Source organism: Mobiluncus sp., assembly GCF_985070215.1.
This window is the reverse complement of the sequence record NZ_CFKZQR010000007.1, coordinates 1-18,440: the sequence shown is the minus strand read 5'-3', so window position 1 is coordinate 18,440 and position 18,440 is coordinate 1. Positions and strand designations below refer to the sequence as shown.

15 protein-coding genes and 1 tRNA gene are annotated in these 18,440 nt (G+C 56.8%); 11 read left to right on the top strand and 5 right to left on the bottom strand.

The genetic code is table 11. The annotated features are described in order from the left end of the window. Positions 1–179: 179 nt before the first annotated feature. The 10 genes from AC5LBQ_RS02570 (at position 180) to thrB (ending at position 10,881) form a co-directional block, all read left to right on the top strand. Positions 180–962 carry a M23 family metallopeptidase gene (locus AC5LBQ_RS02570; protein WP_307741852.1) on the top strand — a complete coding sequence of 261 codons (783 nt, stop codon included), beginning with the start codon at positions 180–182 and terminating at the stop codon, positions 960–962. Between the two features lie 56 nt (positions 963–1,018). Then, a complete protein-coding gene (locus AC5LBQ_RS02565) occupies positions 1,019–1,939 on the top strand; it encodes a glycerophosphodiester phosphodiesterase family protein (RefSeq protein WP_493264537.1) in 921 nt (306 codons plus the stop codon). A gap of 142 nt (positions 1,940–2,081) precedes the next feature. Continuing rightward, positions 2,082–2,471 carry a hypothetical protein gene (locus tag AC5LBQ_RS02560; RefSeq protein ID WP_282922140.1) on the top strand — a complete coding sequence of 130 codons (390 nt, stop codon included), beginning with the start codon at positions 2,082–2,084 and terminating at the stop codon, positions 2,469–2,471. Between the two features lie 70 nt (positions 2,472–2,541). After that, complete coding sequence (locus tag AC5LBQ_RS02555; RefSeq protein ID WP_307741850.1) at positions 2,542–3,798, top strand: Nramp family divalent metal transporter; 1,257 nt, start codon at positions 2,542–2,544, stop codon at positions 3,796–3,798. 51 nt (positions 3,799–3,849) lie between these two features. Further along, positions 3,850–3,922: transfer RNA gene (locus AC5LBQ_RS02550), tRNA-Arg, on the top strand. Positions 3,923–4,033: 111 nt separating this feature from the next. Further along, positions 4,034–5,713: an arginine--tRNA ligase gene (gene argS, locus AC5LBQ_RS02545; protein ID WP_307741849.1), complete on the top strand. Its 1,680-nt coding sequence runs from the start codon at positions 4,034–4,036 to the stop codon at positions 5,711–5,713. Between the two features lie 49 nt (positions 5,714–5,762). Next, entirely contained in the window at positions 5,763–7,349 is a 1,587-nt protein-coding gene (locus tag AC5LBQ_RS02540) for a diaminopimelate decarboxylase family protein (RefSeq protein WP_297345628.1), read from the top strand. 25 nt (positions 7,350–7,374) lie between these two features. Beyond that, complete coding sequence (locus AC5LBQ_RS02535) at positions 7,375–8,679, top strand: homoserine dehydrogenase (RefSeq protein ID WP_493264536.1); 1,305 nt, start codon at positions 7,375–7,377, stop codon at positions 8,677–8,679. Between the two features lie 86 nt (positions 8,680–8,765). Beyond that, complete coding sequence (gene thrC, locus AC5LBQ_RS02530) at positions 8,766–9,905, top strand: threonine synthase (RefSeq protein ID WP_493264535.1); 1,140 nt, start codon at positions 8,766–8,768, stop codon at positions 9,903–9,905. Positions 9,906–9,975: 70 nt separating this feature from the next. After that, the gene (gene thrB / locus AC5LBQ_RS02525) at positions 9,976–10,881 is read left to right on the top strand and encodes a homoserine kinase (RefSeq protein ID WP_297345630.1); all 906 of its coding nucleotides are present in this window, start codon (positions 9,976–9,978) and stop codon (positions 10,879–10,881) included. A 128-nt stretch (positions 10,882–11,009) separates the two neighbouring features. Here thrB and AC5LBQ_RS02520 read toward each other — a convergent pair whose 3' ends face one another. From AC5LBQ_RS02520 to AC5LBQ_RS02500, 5 genes are all read right to left on the bottom strand, one after another. Then, on the bottom strand, positions 11,010–11,630 hold the full coding sequence (locus AC5LBQ_RS02520) for a CBS and ACT domain-containing protein (protein WP_296179406.1): 621 nt from the start codon (positions 11,628–11,630) through the stop codon (positions 11,010–11,012). 20 nt (positions 11,631–11,650) lie between these two features. Continuing rightward, positions 11,651–12,355 (bottom strand): ABC transporter ATP-binding protein, encoded by a 705-nt coding sequence (locus AC5LBQ_RS02515; RefSeq protein WP_297345631.1) that lies wholly within the window; start codon positions 12,353–12,355, stop codon positions 11,651–11,653. Continuing rightward, positions 12,348–14,228: a branched-chain amino acid ABC transporter ATP-binding protein/permease gene (locus AC5LBQ_RS02510; RefSeq protein WP_297345632.1), complete on the bottom strand. Its 1,881-nt coding sequence runs from the start codon at positions 14,226–14,228 to the stop codon at positions 12,348–12,350. Before AC5LBQ_RS02510 ends, AC5LBQ_RS02515 begins: the two co-directional genes overlap by 8 nt. A gap of 3 nt (positions 14,229–14,231) precedes the next feature. Continuing rightward, complete coding sequence (locus tag AC5LBQ_RS02505) at positions 14,232–15,116, bottom strand: branched-chain amino acid ABC transporter permease (RefSeq protein WP_282922130.1); 885 nt, start codon at positions 15,114–15,116, stop codon at positions 14,232–14,234. 95 nt (positions 15,117–15,211) lie between these two features. Then, on the bottom strand, positions 15,212–16,402 hold the full coding sequence (locus AC5LBQ_RS02500; protein WP_297345633.1) for an ABC transporter substrate-binding protein: 1,191 nt from the start codon (positions 16,400–16,402) through the stop codon (positions 15,212–15,214). A gap of 410 nt (positions 16,403–16,812) precedes the next feature. Here AC5LBQ_RS02500 and rho point away from each other — a divergent pair. Further along, on the top strand, positions 16,813–18,440 hold a 1,628-nt coding region (gene rho, locus AC5LBQ_RS02495), incomplete at its 3' end, for a transcription termination factor Rho (protein WP_493264564.1).

Below are 18,440 nucleotides of genomic sequence, written 5' to 3'. Positions count from 1 at the left end.
GGAAATTGTCGGGGAAAGGCGTTTGGTGTTAACAAATGTTACTGAAGTGAAAATTGATACACGCATTTAATTGCAAATCGTTATCTACTTGTTATAAACTTGAGTTCGAGTTGTTATCCATAGTCGGAAGGTAACCCGTGGTAAGCGAAAGGCCTCGCACTCGTCGGGAAGCACGCGAATTGCGCAATAGAGCCCAGTCCGCGCGCATCCGTAAAGAAGCGCAAGTTTTCAATGCTCCGCGTCTGGTGTTGTTGGGTGTGGTTTCGGCCATCACCGTGGTTGCCCCTCTATCTGGGATGGTTTCACCCAATTTATCCATTGCCTCTCCGAATTTTGAATTCAGTACCAATCAAACTTTGCTCTCAGTTGTGGCTCGGGCCAGCGGCGCTACCGATTATGACTCCGACTTAAACGCGGTTCCCGCCAGTTCGCGTTCCCGAGTGGTGGAAGCCACCGCATTGGGCCAGTGCGCCGCGCAGGGCTCCGCTAACGGCGACGCTTCTGCCGCTCCGGAAAAAAACCTCTTGCTGTGGCCGCTATCATCGGGGAGTTACACGTTTACTTCCCCGTGGGGGATGCGAGTCAATCCGGTGACAGGAACTCGATTGCTGCACGAGGGGGTTGATTTGTCGGCTCCTACCGGTACGAATATCCATGCAGTAGCGGACGGGATTGTCACAGAATCAGGAATGCAGGGATCCACCGGCATGATTACTATCAAGCATGTTCAGGATGGTGAGGTCTTTTACTCTCGCTACCTGCACATGTATGGAGACGGCATTTACGTGCGTGAGGGTGCTGAGGTGAAAGCCGGAGATGTTATTGCCGGGGTGGGTTCGACCGGTCGCTCTACCGGACCACACTTGCACTTTGAAATTCGCAATTCAGACAAGGAATCTGTCGATCCGATGGGCTGGATGAAGCGTCATGGTGCTCGGTTCGTCAATCAGATTTGCTCCTAGATTCACGCCTGATTTTGCGACCCGCTCCTGTTTTCCCTGTTTCGCACCATCGGCCGGTGCTGTTGGCTCACCGTGGGTCAGCAGTGTCTGCCAGCGCGGCTGTGGGGTGTTCGGTTCCGGAAAATTCGCGGGCTGCCTTTGACTGGGCTGTTTCTTGCGGGTCAGTAGCTGGGCTGGAAACTGATATTCATGCCACCAGCGATGGGGTTCCTGTCATCAGCCATGACCCGATGTGGCACGCGGTCGATGGGGAAGTGGCAATTGCCGAAGTCACGTGGGCGCAGCTGTGCCGTCATCAACTGCCTAACGGCGAGCGGCCTTTGAACCTGGAAGAGTTTCTGGACCGATACCCCGACATTTACTTGAATATTGATGCTAAAACCGATGCGGTTGTCCCCGGTATGCTACGCGTCTTACAGGGGCGCCGTGACTTGGAGCGTCTCGCTCTGGCGTCCTTTTCAGCCCGCCGAGTCTGGCGAATGGCCCGGCACCTGGGACCGGTGTGTGGATATTTACCGGGAGCGCGAGACGTTGCGCGAATCTGGGGGGGAGCTTCCTCCGGTTTGGTGAGGCGAACCCGCCCGGAGATTCGTAGCACAGACATTTCCCCTGACGCATTCTTTTCCCTAGTAGAGCGGGGAACCGCGGCAATGGCTCAAATCGAAGCCAACGCTCACCGCGTGATGGCGGGGCTAGCGGAAAAACGCCATTTGGAACGGCTCTACCGCTTCGGTATTGTGCCGCGTCTATTCAGGGATTTTCACTGTGCGCTGGCGGTACCGGAAAGTATCCGGGGGGTGAAAATCGTGACCCCACGGTTTGTGGCGGCCGCGCACACCCTAGGCTGTCCGGTTTATGTGTGGACGGTGAATGACACTTCCTCATATCAACGTCTAGTTTCCCTTGGCGTTGATGGGATTTATACCGATATTGTCAGTACATTAGCCCAAACTGACATTGAGGAATCTTCCAGCTAATCGGTGAAAAACTGTTGAAATATCAAGGAATACTTAACGTAATCTGAATGAAATATCAGAGAAATCTAAGAATAGCCTTGGAACTGACGAAGGTAACTGGTAGATTACTGACATCGACATACTTTCAATGAAAGGTTAGGCAATGGAACAGCAGCGCTCGGCAGTTCGTTTAGCAGCCGTAGTAGCTAAGCAGCGCCAAAACAGCGATGTGTTGCGCGGAGCGCAGACTGTTGTCGATGAACACACCCAGTGGGTGCTGTCACACCTTTCTCGCGGCGATCGTGACCTGATTGAATCCGTCACCGGTGAAGTCATTGAACCCGGTGCCGATTCTGCCTCTCTGTTTGCTTTGACTTTGGCTGAATCGCGGATAAACCAGGCTTCTGTTTCCTCTGCGCATACCCAAAATCAACAGCTGCTGATGCGTCGTCCGCAGCCTCTGAGCCAACACGATCGCCTGGCCACCTTCACTTCTATGCGCGCCATGCTGGGTAACGGCTCGGTGGGGCGGGCCTTGGATACCGAAGCCTAAATTTCCCGTCTCTACCTCCGCGTTTCGCGTCGGGGTTTTACTGCCTGCCGGTTTTGCGTAGGGTGTATTCATGTCTCATTTCACCGATGACCCGAAAGCCTCTCAAAAGTCTCTGGTTGCCCTGATGGGGCCGGCTTTCGTGGCTGCTGTCGCCTACGTGGATCCGGGCAACGTAGCCGCCAATATTACTGCCGGAGCTCGCTACGGTTACACGTTAGTGTGGGTGCTGGTGCTGGCTAACCTGATGGCTATGCTGGTCCAATATGAGAGCGCAAAGTTTGGGATTGTCACCGGCCAATCCCTGCCGCAAGTCCTAGGCAATCGTTTGCGCCGGCCAGCGCGGCTCGCCTTTTGGATCCAAGCCGAAATCGTGGCAGGTGCCACCGACTTGGCCGAAGTCATTGGTGGAGCCATCGCCCTCAACCTGTTATTTGGGACTCCGTTGCTGGTTGGCGGCTTGATAATCGGTGTGGTGTCTTTGGGCATGCTGTTTTTACAAAATACCTCCGGTCAGATTGTATTTGAACGGGTCATCATTGCCCTGCTTCTGGTCATCACCCTGGGATTCGTGGGTGGACTGGTAGTGGCACCGCCCTCCTGGCAGGCTGCCGTGGCCGGGCTACGTCCGACATTCCCCAATGCTGACTCGGTTTTAGTGGCTGCCTCGATGCTGGGAGCCACCGTGATGCCCCACGCGATTTATCTGCATTCCTCCCTGACGAAAGACCGCCACGGTTCGGAGCATCCTGACGACCGCAAGCGCAGACTCCTCCGAGCGACGAAACTGGATGTGTTCTGGGCCTTGCTGGTGGCTGGTTCGGTTAACATTGCCCTGGTGCTGCTGGCTGCCGCTGCGTTGCGCGGACCCGGAGCTGGGCAGGAAGATACGGACACAATCGAAGGTGCTTATCACGTTATCTCCCTGGCTCTCGGTGGTGGGGTAGCTACGGTGTTCGCAATCGGGCTGCTGGCTTCGGGGCTAGCTTCCACTTCGGTAGGAGCTTATGCGGGTTCAGAGATTATGGCCGGTTTGCTGCATATTCGCGTTCCGCTGCTGGCTCGGCGCGTGGTGACCTTGATACCGGGATTGGCCATCTTGGCACTCGGCTTCGACCCTACCTGGGCGCTGGTACTCAGCCAGGCTCTGCTGTCCTTAGGAATTCCTTTTGCGTTGCTGCCACTGGTTATCTATACGTCGAAAAAGGACATTATGGGACCTTTTGCTGACCCCAAATGGTTGCTGGCCATTAACATCTTGGTAGCTGCTCTGATTATTGCCCTGAATCTGGGACTTTTAGTGCTGTTAGTGTTGGGCATAGGGGGCTAAAATTTACCTTCTGGAAGCAAAGCGGTAAACTGTTGAAGCTGGTTGCAGCAAGCCCCGGTAGCTCAGTGGATAGAGTGTTTGCCTCCGGAGCAAAAGGTCATGGGTTCGAATCCCATCCGGGGCGCTGAATCAGGTGCGATATACGCACTCAATGGACACCACATCGTTTTCGTTTTTTCGCCCCTTTAAACGAGGTAATTTTGATGTGCTCAGGGCAAAACGTTAGGCTTATGGGGTGACTCCTGAAGAATTAACTCAGCGCATGATTGCGCAGCTTGGCACCGCAGCGGCGGAAAACAATATCGATATAGCAGACGGCGTCTTGGCCGAAAAAATGCGCGTGGAGCGTCCCAAGAATCGCGACCACGGAGATTGGGCGACGAATATCGCCTTGCAGTTGGGCAAGGCTGTAGGCCGCAACCCTCGAGAACTGGCGGGAATCTTTGCTTCTGCCATCGCTCAAATTGACGGGGTGTCCTCCGCGGAAGTCGCCGGTCCGGGGTTCATCAACATCCGGCTTGAGGCCGGAGCCGCCGGTGCTTTGGTAGCTGAGATTCTGGCCTCCGGCAACGATTACGGCCACGGCGAAAACCTCAAAGGAATCCATATCAACCTGGAGTACGTTTCCGCTAACCCGACCGGACCGCTGCACATCGGCGGTGCGCGCTGGGCAGCAGTGGGGGATTCTTTGGCGCGTCTGTACAAGTTCAGCGGCGCGAAGGTCACACGCGAGTACTACTTTAACGATCACGGCACCCAGATTGACCGCTTTGCGGTTTCTTTGCTGGCAGCGGCTCGCGGCCAGGAAACCCCCGAAGACGGTTACGGCGGGCAGTACATCGCCGATATCGCGTCCAAGGTTCAAGCCGAAGCGAAAGCTGCGGGCGACCCTGACCCGGTAACTCTGGACGATGCAGCCGCCCAAGAATACTTCCGCTCTCACGGCGTCGAAATGATGTTCGATGAAATTAAAGAATCACTGCGCGGTTTCCGTACCGAATTCGATGTGTTCTTCCACGAAAATTCCCTCTATGAAACCGGGGCAGTCACCAAGGCGCTGGATTACTTGCGTGAGCGTGGCGAGGTGGCCGAAAAAGACGGCGCGACCTGGCTGCTGACAACCAAGCATGGAGACGACAAGGACCGTGTGGTTATCAAGTCCGATGGCAACGCCTCCTACTTCGCTTCTGACGTGGCCTACTATCAGGACAAACGCCGGCGCGGGGCGGATCGCACCGTGTTCCTATTCGGGGCTGACCACCACGGTTACGTTGGGCGCATGATGGCAATGTGCGCCGCTTATGGCGATAAGCCGGGCGAGAATATGCAGATTATCATCGGGCAGCTGGTGAACCTGTTTAAGAACGGTGAACCGGTACGTATGAGCAAGCGTGCCGGAGACATCGTTACGCTGGAGGACTTCGTCGAAGCTGTAGGCGTCGATGCGGCCCGTTATGCCCTGGTGCGTTCTTCGATGGATACCCAGTTGGCGATTGACCTTGATGTGCTGGCTTCGCATACCAACGAAAATCCCGTTTACTATGTCCAATATGCGCATGCCCGCACCTCAAACGTAGCCAAGAACGCTGCTGAACATGGGGTTTCTTGCGCGGATGGTTTCGATCCGAAAGAACTCAGCGATCCGGCAGATGCGGCCCTTATCGGTGTTCTGGCGCAGTTCCCGTCCGTAGTGGCGACAGGCGCGGCTGAAAACGCCACGCACCTGGTGCCTCGTTACTTGGAGAACTTGGCAGGGGCTTACCACACCTGGTACGGCAAGCGCCGCGTCACCCCCGCTGGTGATGAACCGGTGACGGCCGAGCATGCGGCGCTGCTGGCGCTGAACAACGCTGTTGGTCAGGTCCTGCGCAACGGCTTGGACCTGTTGGGTGTGACCGCACCCGAGCGGATGTGAGCGGCGCCGTTTTTCGAGGAAGCCGCGCCACGTAAGGAAGGAACGGGCGGTGGATTTGGCGGCTGATGACCCAGCACGTTTACACCCGGGGGATTCTGGCTTAAGAACTTGGGTTGCCCCGGACCCGCAGGTGCGCGCGGACTTGTGGCCCAGTGGGCTTCAGCGCGATTCACAGGGAGAACTGACTCTGCACGGACGAAGCCTGAGCGAGCTTTTGAGCCAGGCTCCGCAGGTGGACGGTCGGGGCGGACAAACCCCGATTTTTGTGCTGGACATGGCGGATTTTCAAGACCGTCTCAAGGCTTTTCGCGAGGCTTTTGCCGCAGCGTTTGGCGATCATGAGGTGCAGGTACACTATGCCGGAAAAGCCTTCTTATGTGTGGAAATAGCCCGGCTGGCGGCTGGGGCAGGACTCGGGTTAGATACGGCTTCTGCTGGGGAGATGGCTTTGGCGCTAGCTTCGGGCTGTCCACCGAGTTTGATTGGTTTGCATGGGAACGGGAAATCCCCCGAACTGCTGCGACAAGCAATTGAGGCTCACCTGGGGAGGATTATCGTTGATTCCCCCGCGGAAGTCCGGCGTATTCAGCGCGTCTTAGATGAATTGGAGCCGCAAAGCCGGGTGCCGCTGATGGTGCGTGTCACCACGGGAGTTCACGCCGGCGGTCACGAATTTATTGCTACCGCCCACGAAGACCAAAAGTTTGGGTTGTCCCTCACCCCTGGGGCTCACGGTTTTGAATCTATCGATGACTCCAATTCTCCCCGCGGCGCAGCCCCGGCTTTTGATTCCCCCGCCTGGCGCGTGGTGCAGTCCATTTTGGCCGATGAACGCTTGGAGCTGAGCGGTCTGCATTCTCACATTGGTTCTCAGATAGTGAATCTTGACGGTTTTTGTGCCGCGGCTCGGAAAATTCTGGAGTTTCGGGGTCTGGTGAAACAAACGACCGGTTATCTCATTCCAGAAATCGACCTGGGGGGCGGTTACGGCATCGCCTATACCCCTGCCGATGCCCCCGCGCCAGGCGCCGCCGACTTCGCCGCTGGACTGTACCAAGTGATACAAAATGCCTGTGATGAGTTAGAACAACCCTTCCCGCGGGTTTCCGTAGAACCGGGACGAGCTATTGCTGGTCCCAGCACCATTACTTTGTACCGAGTGGTCAATATCAAGGATCAGCCGGTGGGCCAGCATCGAGACGGCAGCCTCAGCTATCGTCGCTACGTGTCGATAGACGGTGGAATGAGCGACAACATTCGTCCCGCGCTGTACGATGCCAACTATACGATTGCTTTGGCCAACCGCCGTTCGACGGCCCCGCTGACGCCCTGCCGTGTGGTGGGTTCTCACTGTGAATCGGGTGACATTGTGGTTAGAGACGTGGCCCTGCCCGCAGACTTGACCGAGGGAGACCTGCTGGCGGTACCTGCTACAGGAGCCTATGGGTGGGCCATGAGCTCGAACTATAACTGGTTTACGCGCCCGGGAGTGCTGGGGGTAGATCAAGACAACAGTGGAACGGTCATTACAAAGTGGCTTTTGGAGCCGGAAACTGTGGATGCGATGCTGGCTCATTTTGACCCGCAGTACCGCGAATTTTTAGATACCCGCCCTGCTGATACAGTGAACGTATAGAGGGACACCGAAAGGGAAAACAGAGATGGCGCAAAAACAAGACGTAAAAATTGGACTGCTCGGTGCTGGCACGGTAGGACTGCAAGTCGCGCGCATTTTGCACGACCAACAGCAGGAACTCGCGGCACGGGCGGGAGCAAACCTGGTGCTTAGCGGCGTTGCGGTCCGCGACACCAGCAAGGCTCGGGAGGGCCTGGACCGAAATCTGTTGACCACCGATATTGATGCGGTGATTGACTCCGCCGACCTGGTCATCGAGCTGATGGGAGGCCTGGAACCGGCTCGCAGTGCCATGTTAAAAGCCCTGGAGGCAGGCAAAACGGTGGTGACCGGCAACAAAGCGGTCCTCGCACAATACGGCCCGGAGCTCTATGAGGCCGCCGCCCGCACAGATGCGAATTTGTATTTTGAAGCCGCGGTGGCCGGGGCGGTTCCCGTGGTTTATGGACTGCGGGAATCCTTGACCGGAGACCGAATCAACAAAGTTCTGGGTATCGTCAACGGCACCACCAACTACATTCTCGATCAGATGACCACCCAGGGTTGGTCCTATGAACGGGCTTTGCACCAGGCCCAAGAGCTTGGCTTTGCCGAGGCGGATCCCAGCGCGGACGTAGGCGGTCACGATGCGGCAGCCAAGTGCGCCATCCTAGCCTCCCTGGCTTTCCATACCCGGGTGAACCTGGAGGATGTCCCCGTGAAGGGCATTACCGAGGTTAGCGCTCAGGATATTCAACAGGCTACAGAATCCGGGTACGCGGTGAAACTGTTGGCTCGCGCCCAAAGGGTCACCGTTGACGGGCAGGAACAGATTGCCCTCGGTGTGGAACCGACCCTGGTGCCAAAGAGTCATCCGCTGGCGGGCATCAGCGGACCCTACAACGCCATAGTTTTGGAAACCGAGTTTGCTGGTCGGCTCATGTTTTACGGGGCGGGCGCAGGTGGGGCTCCCACCGCCTCCGCGGTACTTTCCGACGTCGTGGCGGGTGCCAACCACTTGGTCTCCGGGGGGCATGCCCCCCGCGAAAGCGTGTACGCAGACCTGCCGATTTGCGAACCGGGACGAGTGGAAACCTGCCGTCAGATACGTTTGCAGGTTGCTGACCGGATTGGGATGCTGGCGGAAATCGCCAAAATCTATGCCGCCGGGGAAGTCTCCATTGCGTCTTTGACTCAACCGCCGACCGAGACCGCACCCGACGAAGCGACATTGGTCATTTCGACCCATCTGGCACAGAATTCCAAGCATGAGGGAATTACTGCCGCTTTGGCGAAATCACCATTAGTGCATAAAATCGCCTCAGAGATGTCCATTGAGGAAGACCAATGAGAGCCTCAGTTTTTTCGCGACTAAAGCATGGCCGAGAGCGAAAACTGTAGAGGTTATCGAAACCGCGAATAAGGAGCAACCAAAACATGGCACAGATGTGGAGCGGTCTGCTGGAAGAATACCGGGATCGACTTCCCCTGGAACCAGGCGACCCCGTCGTGACCCTGTTTGAGGGCAATACCCCCTTGATTCGGGCGCGCCGCGTGGAACAGCGCATTGGCACCCTGAGCGAGAAAGCTGGCGTAGACACCACCGGTACAGAGGTCTATGTGAAGTTTGAGGGTGCTAACCCCACCGGTTCGTTCAAAGACCGGGGCATGACTATGGCCATGACGAAAGTGAAGGCGGCGGGCACTCAGATGGTGGCCTGCGCTTCCACCGGCAACACCTCCGCTTCCGCGGCGGCTTATTCGGTCGCGGCAGGGGTGGGATGCGCGGTCATTTTACCCGCCGGAAAGATTGCTCTGGGCAAGCTGGCTCAAGCCGTGATGCACGGGGCCAAGCTCATTGCGGTGGACGGAAACTTTGACGACTGCTTGCGAATTACCCGGGAACTGACCGAAAAGTACCCGGTGGGTTTGGTGAATTCAATTAACCCCTACCGGCTGCAGGGACAAAAGACCGCCGCTTTTGAAATTTGTGACGCCCTGGGTGATGCACCCGATATTCACTGCCTGCCGGTGGGCAACGCCGGAAACATCAGTGCCTATTGGATGGGATATAACGAGTACTTCGGTCGGAAAGTCGCCTCCTCAATCGAGGATTCAGCCCTGAAACTGAAACCACAAACCACCAAGCTGCCTCGAATGTGGGGGATTCAAGCCACCGGAGCCGCACCTTTCGTGGCGGGACACCCTATCGAGAACCCGGAAACCATCGCCACCGCAATCCGGATTGGTAACCCCGCGTCTTGGGACTACGCCACCGCGGCACGCGACGACTCCGGCGGGTTAATTACCGCGGTCAGCGATGCAGCCATTATGCAGGCCCAGTCCATTATCGCCGCGGAAGTCGGAGTGTTTTGCGAGCCGGCCAGCGCGGCCCCGATAGCGGGTCTGTTGGCGTTGGCCGAGCAAGGCAAAGTACCCGGGGGAGTGCGAATTGCCTGCACCTTGACCGGCAACGGCTTGAAAGACACCGCCACCGCAATGGAAGCGAAAGGCAACGTGACCCCACCCGTAATCGAACCCAGCCTGCAGGCGGCGGTACGGGAACTCGGCCTGTAACAACAGTGTCTCCACCGGGCCGATGCTGTGCCCGAACCAAGCGCAAAACCACCGAACCTAAGGAATTGCCATGAATTTTGTGCGTGACGAAGTAACGGTCAGCGTTCCGGCCTCCTCGGCTAACCTGGGGCCGGGATTTGACGCTCTGGGCCTCGCCTTGGAACTGCGCGATGAAGTCAGTGTGCGGGCCACCACCGGAGCAACCCACGTCACGGTGGAAGGCGAAGGCGCCGGCAAAGTACCTGAGGATGAAACCAACATGGTGGTGCAGGCTTTGCGAGCCGGGCTGGAATCTGTAGGAGCTTCCCAGATTGGGATTGAAATGCATTGCGTGAACCGGGTTCCGCACGGCCGCGGTCTGGGTTCGTCTTCCGCGGCCCTAGTTTCCGGGTTGGCCGCTGCTGGGGCTTTGCTGGAGCCGGGAGTGTTGGACACGGAGGCGATTTTTCAGCTCGCGGTCCAGATGGAAGGCCACCCCGACAATGCCGCCCCTGCCGTGTACGGGGGTGCCGTGGTGGGCTGGATGGAACCGAGTGCGAATGGGGGGACGCCGCGAGCCTATGCGCAACATTTTGAGGTTTCCCCGCAAGTACGACTGACCGTGCTGATTCCGGAATTTGAACTCGCCACCTCCAAGGCACGCGGGTTGCTGCCCGAGTCAGTTCCGCATCGGGACGCGGCCTTTAATGCCGGACGCGCCGCGCTGCTGCCTTTGGCCTTGGCTAAATACCCCGAACTACTGTTTTTCGCTACTGAGGATCGGCTGCATCAGGAGTATCGCCGTGAGGGCATGCCCCAGTCCCTAGAATTAGTAGACCGGCTGCGAGCCGCTGGCGCTCCCGCCGCCATCAGTGGTGCTGGGCCTACCGTGATAGTTTTTGACCATCTGGACCCCGCCACGCGCCAAGATCTCGAACATCTGGGCTGGAAGCCGCGAGAATTACCGGTGGCGCCACAGGGAATCATTGTCAGGTAACCACAGGGAACCACCACATCGTCAATCCAGTCACGGATACAGGCACCCCCGAAACTTGTGAATAAGACCCTACCCCGCCAAGAAAGGCAATGACGGGGTAGGGAGATTTTTTGGAGATGAACGACGCTTTAGCGTCTGAGGACGTAACGGACCTGGAATCCGGCTTTCGTAAACGCCTCCTCCAGGTCGGTGGTATTCACGGTATTCACACCCAGAAGCACGAAAGAACTCTCCATCCCGGTGCGGTACACCGCAATATGGGTGATGTTGGTCTCCAGTTCCCCGGTGACCCTCGCCAGGCGGCTCATCACCCCGGGCTGGTCGTCAGCCTCAATAACCAGGCGGGTTCCGGGCTCGCGAGCCCCGTTAATGTCGATAAACGCATCGAGGACATCAGATTCGGTAATGACCCCGATAACCTTGCCCTCATCCATGACTGGCAGAATCTCGACTTTCGAGTCACGCATGACGATGGCGGCTTCCTCCAGCATGGCATCGGCCGAGATGGTGGGGGGATTCTTTTTCATAATTTTATAAATCTTCAGTTTGGACAACAGGTAGGCCACTTCGCCAAAAGACAGGGAAGTTGCGTCAGAGGGCAGAGCCCGGTTGATGTCCGACTGAGAAACTACACCGCACAGTTTGCCGTCACGCAAGACTGGCAGCTTCGTGATGCCGTGAGTCTGCATCATTTCGATAGCGTCGGGTACGGTGGCACCCGAATCGATAGTAAAAGGGTTGGCTGTCATTCTCCATTTTACAAACATGGTTATCCTCCCAGGTAGGCATGCTTAACTTCGTCGCTAGTCAGCAACTCTGCGGCATCGTCTTGCAACACAATCTTGCCGGTTTCCATCACGTAGGCGCGTGAGGCAATCTGCAAAGCCATGTTGGCGTTTTGCTCTACCAATAAAATCGTAGTTCCCATTTCTTGAATTTTGACGATGATGTCAAAGATTTCTTGGACGAACAGCGGGGCCAAGCCCATCGAAGGTTCGTCCAACAGCAGGACGCGCGGTTTGGCCATCAGCCCGCGGCCCATAGCCAACATCTGCTGTTCGCCGCCGCTCAAGGTCCCCGCCAGCTGATTTTTCCGGTCAGCCAAGACCGGAAACCTTTCAAACACCATTTTCAGGTCCGCGGCACAACCGCTGCGGTCTTTGCGCATGTAGGCACCTAAATCGAGGTTTTCCATCACGGTCATTCCGGGGAACACCCGACGCCCCTCCGGGACGTGAACCAAACCGTGGCGTACCCGCGAACGTGGTGAGGATTTGGTAATTTCCTTGCCATCAAGCCAGATTGAGCCTTCCAAAGGGCGTTCCAGGCCGGAGGCGGTGCGCAACGTCGTGGTTTTGCCCGCTCCGTTGGCGCCAATCAGGGTCACGATTTCGCCTTCTTCCACGCGCAGGGAAATGCCCTTGAGAGCCTGGATGCCGCCGAATGAAACCTTGAGGTCTTTAATCTCAAACATTTTCCACCTCCTGACCCAGATAGGCTTCGATAACCTTCGGATTGTTACGAACTTCCTGAGGCGTACCGGAAGCGATAACCACGCCGTGGTCGAGCACGTAGAGGCGCTCGCAGATGGTCATCACCAGCGACATGTCGTGCTCAATGAGCAGGATAGTGAGGTGATAACGCTGACGCAGCATCGCAATCAACTCCGTGAGTTGGGCAGTCTCGGCTGGGTTCATTCCTGCCGCCGGCTCGTCCAGCAGCAGGAGCTGCGGGTTAGTCGCCAGGGCACGAGCAATCTCCAGGTGACGCTGTTCACCGTAGGACAGGTTCCGAGCGGATTCACCGGCTTTTTCAGCGAGATTCATCATCTGCAGTAACTGCATAGATTCTTCGTGGACGCGTTGACGCGACTGGGACCAGGACGGCAGATGGAAAAAGGACGCCAGGAGGGAATACTTTTCGCGCTGTTCCATGGCAAAAACCACGTTGTCCAACACCGTGAGGTCCTTGAACAAACGGATGTTTTGGAAGGTGCGGGCGATGCCGCAGCGAGAAATCACAAAGGGTTTCTTGCCGGCAATGGAGACGTCCCCGCCCTGCGGGTCAGGGCGGAAAGCGATGGTTCCCGATGAGGGGGGATAAACCCCTGTCAGCAGGTTGAAAACGGTGGTTTTCCCCGCTCCGTTGGGTCCAATCAGACCGATTAGTTCACCGGGTTGCAGATACATATCCACGTCCGTGAGGGCGGCGAGCCCGCCGAAGTGCCGTGTCAGGCGGCGCACGTCCAAGATAGCGTGGGCGCGTTGCTCCTCTGTCGGGGGTTCGGTGGATGCGGATTCTTTCCCAGTTTCGGGACTGGCCTCGGCGCGGAGTGCCTCCGGGGGTGTCTCCGCGGTTGGGGGAGTTGGCAACGCACTGCCACTTTCCGGTTTGCCCTCCCCGGTCGGCTTGCGCATCAACCGACCAAAGACCTTAAAGGTCAGCTCCTTGGTGCCCAACAGACCCTGGGGACGGAACACCATGAGGATAACCAAAACCAAGGCGTAGAGAATCATTCGGATTTCAGGGAAGGGCTGGAGCAGGGTCGAAACTACCGCCAGCAATATGGCGGCGATAATCGAGCCGGTCAGCGAACCCAAACCGCCCAAAACCACTATCACCAGGATGTTGATGGACATCATGAAGTTGAACAGGTCCGGTTTCACAAAGAAGAAGTTGCCGATGTACAGGCCGCCCCCGATGGCTCCGAAGAAAGAACCGACTACGAAAGCCAGGGTCTTAATCCGGGTGGAGTAAACGCCGATGGATTCAGCGGCGATTTCATCCTCGCGGACCGCGATGCAGGCGTGCCCGTGACGGGAGTTCAGGAAGTTACGAATCAGCAGGATGGTGCCCGCCGTGAGGATGAACAGGATGTTCCAGTCCGTGAACTGCAGTTGGATGAACAGTCCGGCAGCCCCGCCGGAGAACTCCAGATTCAACAGCAGCACGCGGATAATCTCGGCCAGTCCCAGGGTGGCGATAGCCAGGTAGTCTCCTTTCAGACGCAGGGTCGGCAAACCGATGAGGAAACCGATACCGGCGGCGAAAAGTCCGCCTATGCCCAGTCCCAGGAAGAAACCACCGTAGGTAGGAATCGCGGTAACGATGAGGCCGGTGGAATAGGCCCCTACTGCCATGAATCCGGCGTGGCCCAGAGAGAATTGCCCGGTAAACCCGGTGACCAGGTTCAACGACACCGCCAGGATAATGTTCACGCAGATGGTGACCATGGTGTTAAAGATGTAAGAGTCGATGACCCCCACCGTGATGAGGGCGTACCCCAGCCCCCAAAGAACCGCGAGAATGACGGCTTGTGCAATGATACTTTTTATTCCAGTTTTCATGGCTCAGACCTTCTCCTGTACGTTCTTGCCGAGGATGCCGGCAGGCTTAAAGATGAGCACGATAATCAGCACCATGAACACGGCCGCGTCACGGAATGTGGACAGACCCAAGGAGTTCACGATGGTCTCTAAAAAGCCGACCAGATAGCCGCCCACCAAAGCTCCTGGAATCAAACCGATACCGCCCAAAACAGCGGCCACAAAGGCTTTCAAGCCAGGCATAATGCCCATGAGTGGGGTAATCGAAGTGTAATACAGCCCCCACAGCACCCCGGCGGCGCCAGCCAAAGCGGAGCCGAGAGCAAAAGTGAAGGAAATCGTGTTATCCACGCTGATTCCCATGAGTTTGGCGGCGTCTTGATCCTGACTGACCGCGCGCATGGCTTTACCAATGCGGGTTTTCTTAATGATGAACTGCAGGACAATCATCAGTACCACGGAAACCACCACGATGATGATTTGAATCATGGACAGGCTCACCCCACCGAAGCGGTAAGTTGCTCCCAGCCAGCCAGTCTGGGCGGGATAGGCGCGGGCTTCAGCCCCGACAAAGTACATCATCACGTACTCAATCAGCAGGGACATGCCAATAGCGGTAATCAGTACGGCGATTCGGGTCGAGTGGCGCAGCGGCTTATAAGCCAAACGCTCAATCAGCATCCCCAAAATCGCACAGATAATCATTGCTGCCAGCAAAGATGTGAACGGGTCGAGGTGCAGCAGGACCATTCCTGCGAAACCAACGTAAGCCCCGACCATCAGGACGTCGCCGTGGGCGAAATTGATGAGCTGAATGATGCCGTAGACCATGGTGTATCCCAGCGCGATTAGCGCATAGATACTACCCAGCGACAGGCCGTTAATCAGCTGTTGCAGTATCAAATCCATGAGGAACGTTCTTTCTCGAGGTCCCGAGGGTGGGGAGCCCGAACCTGGTGAAGACTCGGGTCAACGGGGCCGCCCCGCCCTTGGGAAACACTCGATTACTTCAGGGCGTAGGCCTCAGCGGAGTCCTGGACACCGTCCTTCAGGGAAACCACGACCGCCGTCTTAATCGGGTCATGAGTCTTGGGATCCATATCGAAAGAACCGGTCACGCCCTCGAAGCCCTTAGCGTTAGCCATCGCTTCGGCAATAGCCGGACCGTTCAACTCTTTCGCTTCACCAATCGCCTTGGCCACGAAGTAAGCCGTGTCGTAGCCGAGGGCGTTGAACGAGGACGGATCCTCGCCGAACTTATCCTTGTAGGTCTTGATGAAGTCTTGCAGTTTCGTGTTGGAAGTGTCCAAAGCCGAGTAGTGCGACGTGAAGTACACGTTGTTCAACGCCGAGGCACCGGCCAGTTCCAGAAGGGTGGGGGAGTCAAAGCCGTCGCCTCCCAGAATCTTGGCGTCAATGCCCAGCTCGCGGGCTTGCTTGATGATGAGGCCGACTTCCTGGTAGTAGCCGGGGATATAGAGCACATCGAAATCCTTGCCCTTGATGTTGGTCAAGGTCGCCTTGAAATCGGTGTCACCAGCCACGTAGCCTTCTTCCGCCACGACCGAACCGCCGGATTTGGTGAAGTTTTCCTTAAAGTTCTTGGCCAGGCCTTTCGCATAGTCAGAGGAGGTGTCTCCCATGATGACCGCGGTCTTGGCACCTAACTTTTCAGCGGCGTATTGGGCCATCACGCCGCCCTGGTAGGAATCAGAGAAGCAGGTGCGGAAAGCAAATTCTTGGAGCTTGCCGCCGGTGACGGTGACGTCATCCGCGGTGGCAGATCCGGAAATCACCGGAACTTTATTCTGGTTACCGGCGGGGATGACTGCTTTGAAAGAACCGGAGGTCGCCGGACCAATCATGGCGAGGACCTTGTCCTGGCTCATCAACTTGGTGGCCAGAGTAGTGGCTTCGGCCGGCTCTGACTTGGAATCGTATTTCACAATTTCAATCTTTTTACCGTTGACACCTCCCTGGGCGTTGATTTCATCAACTGCCAGTTGGATGCCGTCAACATTTTGTTTACCGTAGGTGGCTACCGCACCGGAAAGCTCGTAGTTCACGCCGATTTTGATTGTGTCTCCGGTGGCAGTGTTACCGCCGCCGGCGGGTCCTGAGCTGGGCTGAGTGCAGGCCGTCATGCCGACCAAGGTTAGTGCTGAAATTGCAGCAGCTGCAATTATGCGTTTCATTAGAGTGCCTTTCTTTGAATAATGAAGTTTTTCGGATGGGGAGATAAAAAATCCAGTTCCGCAAAAGCATTGAATGTGAAAATAACGCATGAAGCGGCGGAAACCACTCCCTAGTGCCCCGAAGTTGCGTTGCTGCTGTAGCTTCCGTTCCTGATAGACCATTGTGTGGTCCGGGTCATGACGGGGTCACGCTCACGAAGTTGATACTCGTTTTGTTGAAACCTTAGCGCGGAGGTATGATTTTATCAACACGGCTCAGCCGCGGGTCCGTAGATATCTTCCGGGCCAAACCCGATTCGTATTCTTGAGTCGGTCTGCTTGCGAACCTTCGTATTTGGGAACGTTGCGCAAGTTTTTACCCATTAACCTTTGAGATAAGGACACTTGTGAACGACAATCAACTGGCTGCTATGAAGCTTTCCGAACTGCGCGAACTGGCAAAGTCGCTGGGCATTAAAGGCATTTCTCAGGCTCGAAAACCGCAACTTATTGAAGCGATTATTGAAAAACAGAAGTCTGGAGGTGCATCTGCTGACTCCGCACCCCATAAAACTGCGACTCCGGAACAGTCTCGGGCGTCTGAACATGATGGTGAGCAAGACTCTGCATCTTCCGCGAGTCAGGAGCGTGCGGCGCGTCGTCACCGTCGCGCTTCCGCACCGGCAGGCGAACCTGCCGCCGAAGAAAACTCCGAAAACGCGGCTGCCCCCCTTGACGTAAAGGCGGCGTTGGAGCATGACCTGGGGGCTAAGCCTTCGCGTCGTCAACGCAACCATGATGATGCCGAGTCTGCCACGGAAAACAATCCTCAGCTGGAAGCGGTGGCCCAGGGAGCCAGCGTGCGGCGCGAACAGACTCAAGACGACCGGGGCGAACGCTATGACCGTCGTAATCGCAATGATCGCCGCGGGCGTAACCGCAACCGTAATCGTGGACGCGATCGCGATGACAGCGACAATAACGGTAGCGAGGAAATCAGCCCTGAAGAGTTACTGCCCATTGCCGGCATCTTGGAGGTGAAAGAAAACCACGCTTTTGTCCGGACCTCCGGTTATCTTCCCGGACCCAACGATGTTTACGTGACTTTGGGTCAGGTGCGCCGGTGGGGACTGCGTTCCGGCGATGCGATTGTGGGTGCCGTGCGCAAGCCTCGTGAAGGTGAAGAACGCCGCGTCAAGCACAATGCTCTGGTGCATCTGGAGTCCATCAACGGTCAGAGCATTGAGGAGGCCTCGCAACGAATTGAGTTTTCCAAGCTGACCCCGTTGTATCCTGATGAACAGCTACGCTTGGAAACATCTTCGAAGGTATTAGCTCCGCGGATTATTGACCTGATGGCTCCTATCGGCAAGGGCCAGCGCGGCCTGATTGTGTCTCCTCCGAAAGCTGGCAAGACTATCATCTTGCAGCAAATTGCCAACGCGATTTCTATAAACAACCCCGAAGTTCACATCATGGTGGTTCTGGTGGATGAACGTCCGGAGGAAGTCACCGATATGCAGCGTACGGTCAAGGGGGAGGTTATTGCCTCGACGTTCGACCGCCCTGCCTCAGAGCACACCACGGTGGCAGAACTCGCCATTGAGCGGGCCAAGCGCCTGGTGGAACTGGGCGGCGATGTCGTGGTGTTGCTGGATTCCATCACCCGGTTGGGGCGTGCTTACAACCTAGCTGCCCCGGCTTCGGGCCGGATTCTCTCCGGCGGTGTGGATGCCTCCGCACTGTACCCGCCCAAGCGGTTCTTTGGTGCCGCCCGCAATGTTGAAAACGGTGGTTCCTTGACGATTATCGCTACTGCCTTGGTCGAAACCGGCTCCAAGATGGACGAGGTTATCTTTGAGGAATTCAAAGGCACCGGCAACATGGAGTTGCGACTGTCCCGCGAACTGGCCGAAAAGCGTTTGTACCCGGCGGTGGACGTCAATGCTTCGGGTACTCGCCACGAAGAGGTGCTGTTCACGAAGGAAGAGCTGAGCGTACTGTGGCGGCTGCGCCGAGGGCTGGCGTCTCTGGAACTGGAACAGGCCGCAGGCGTGGG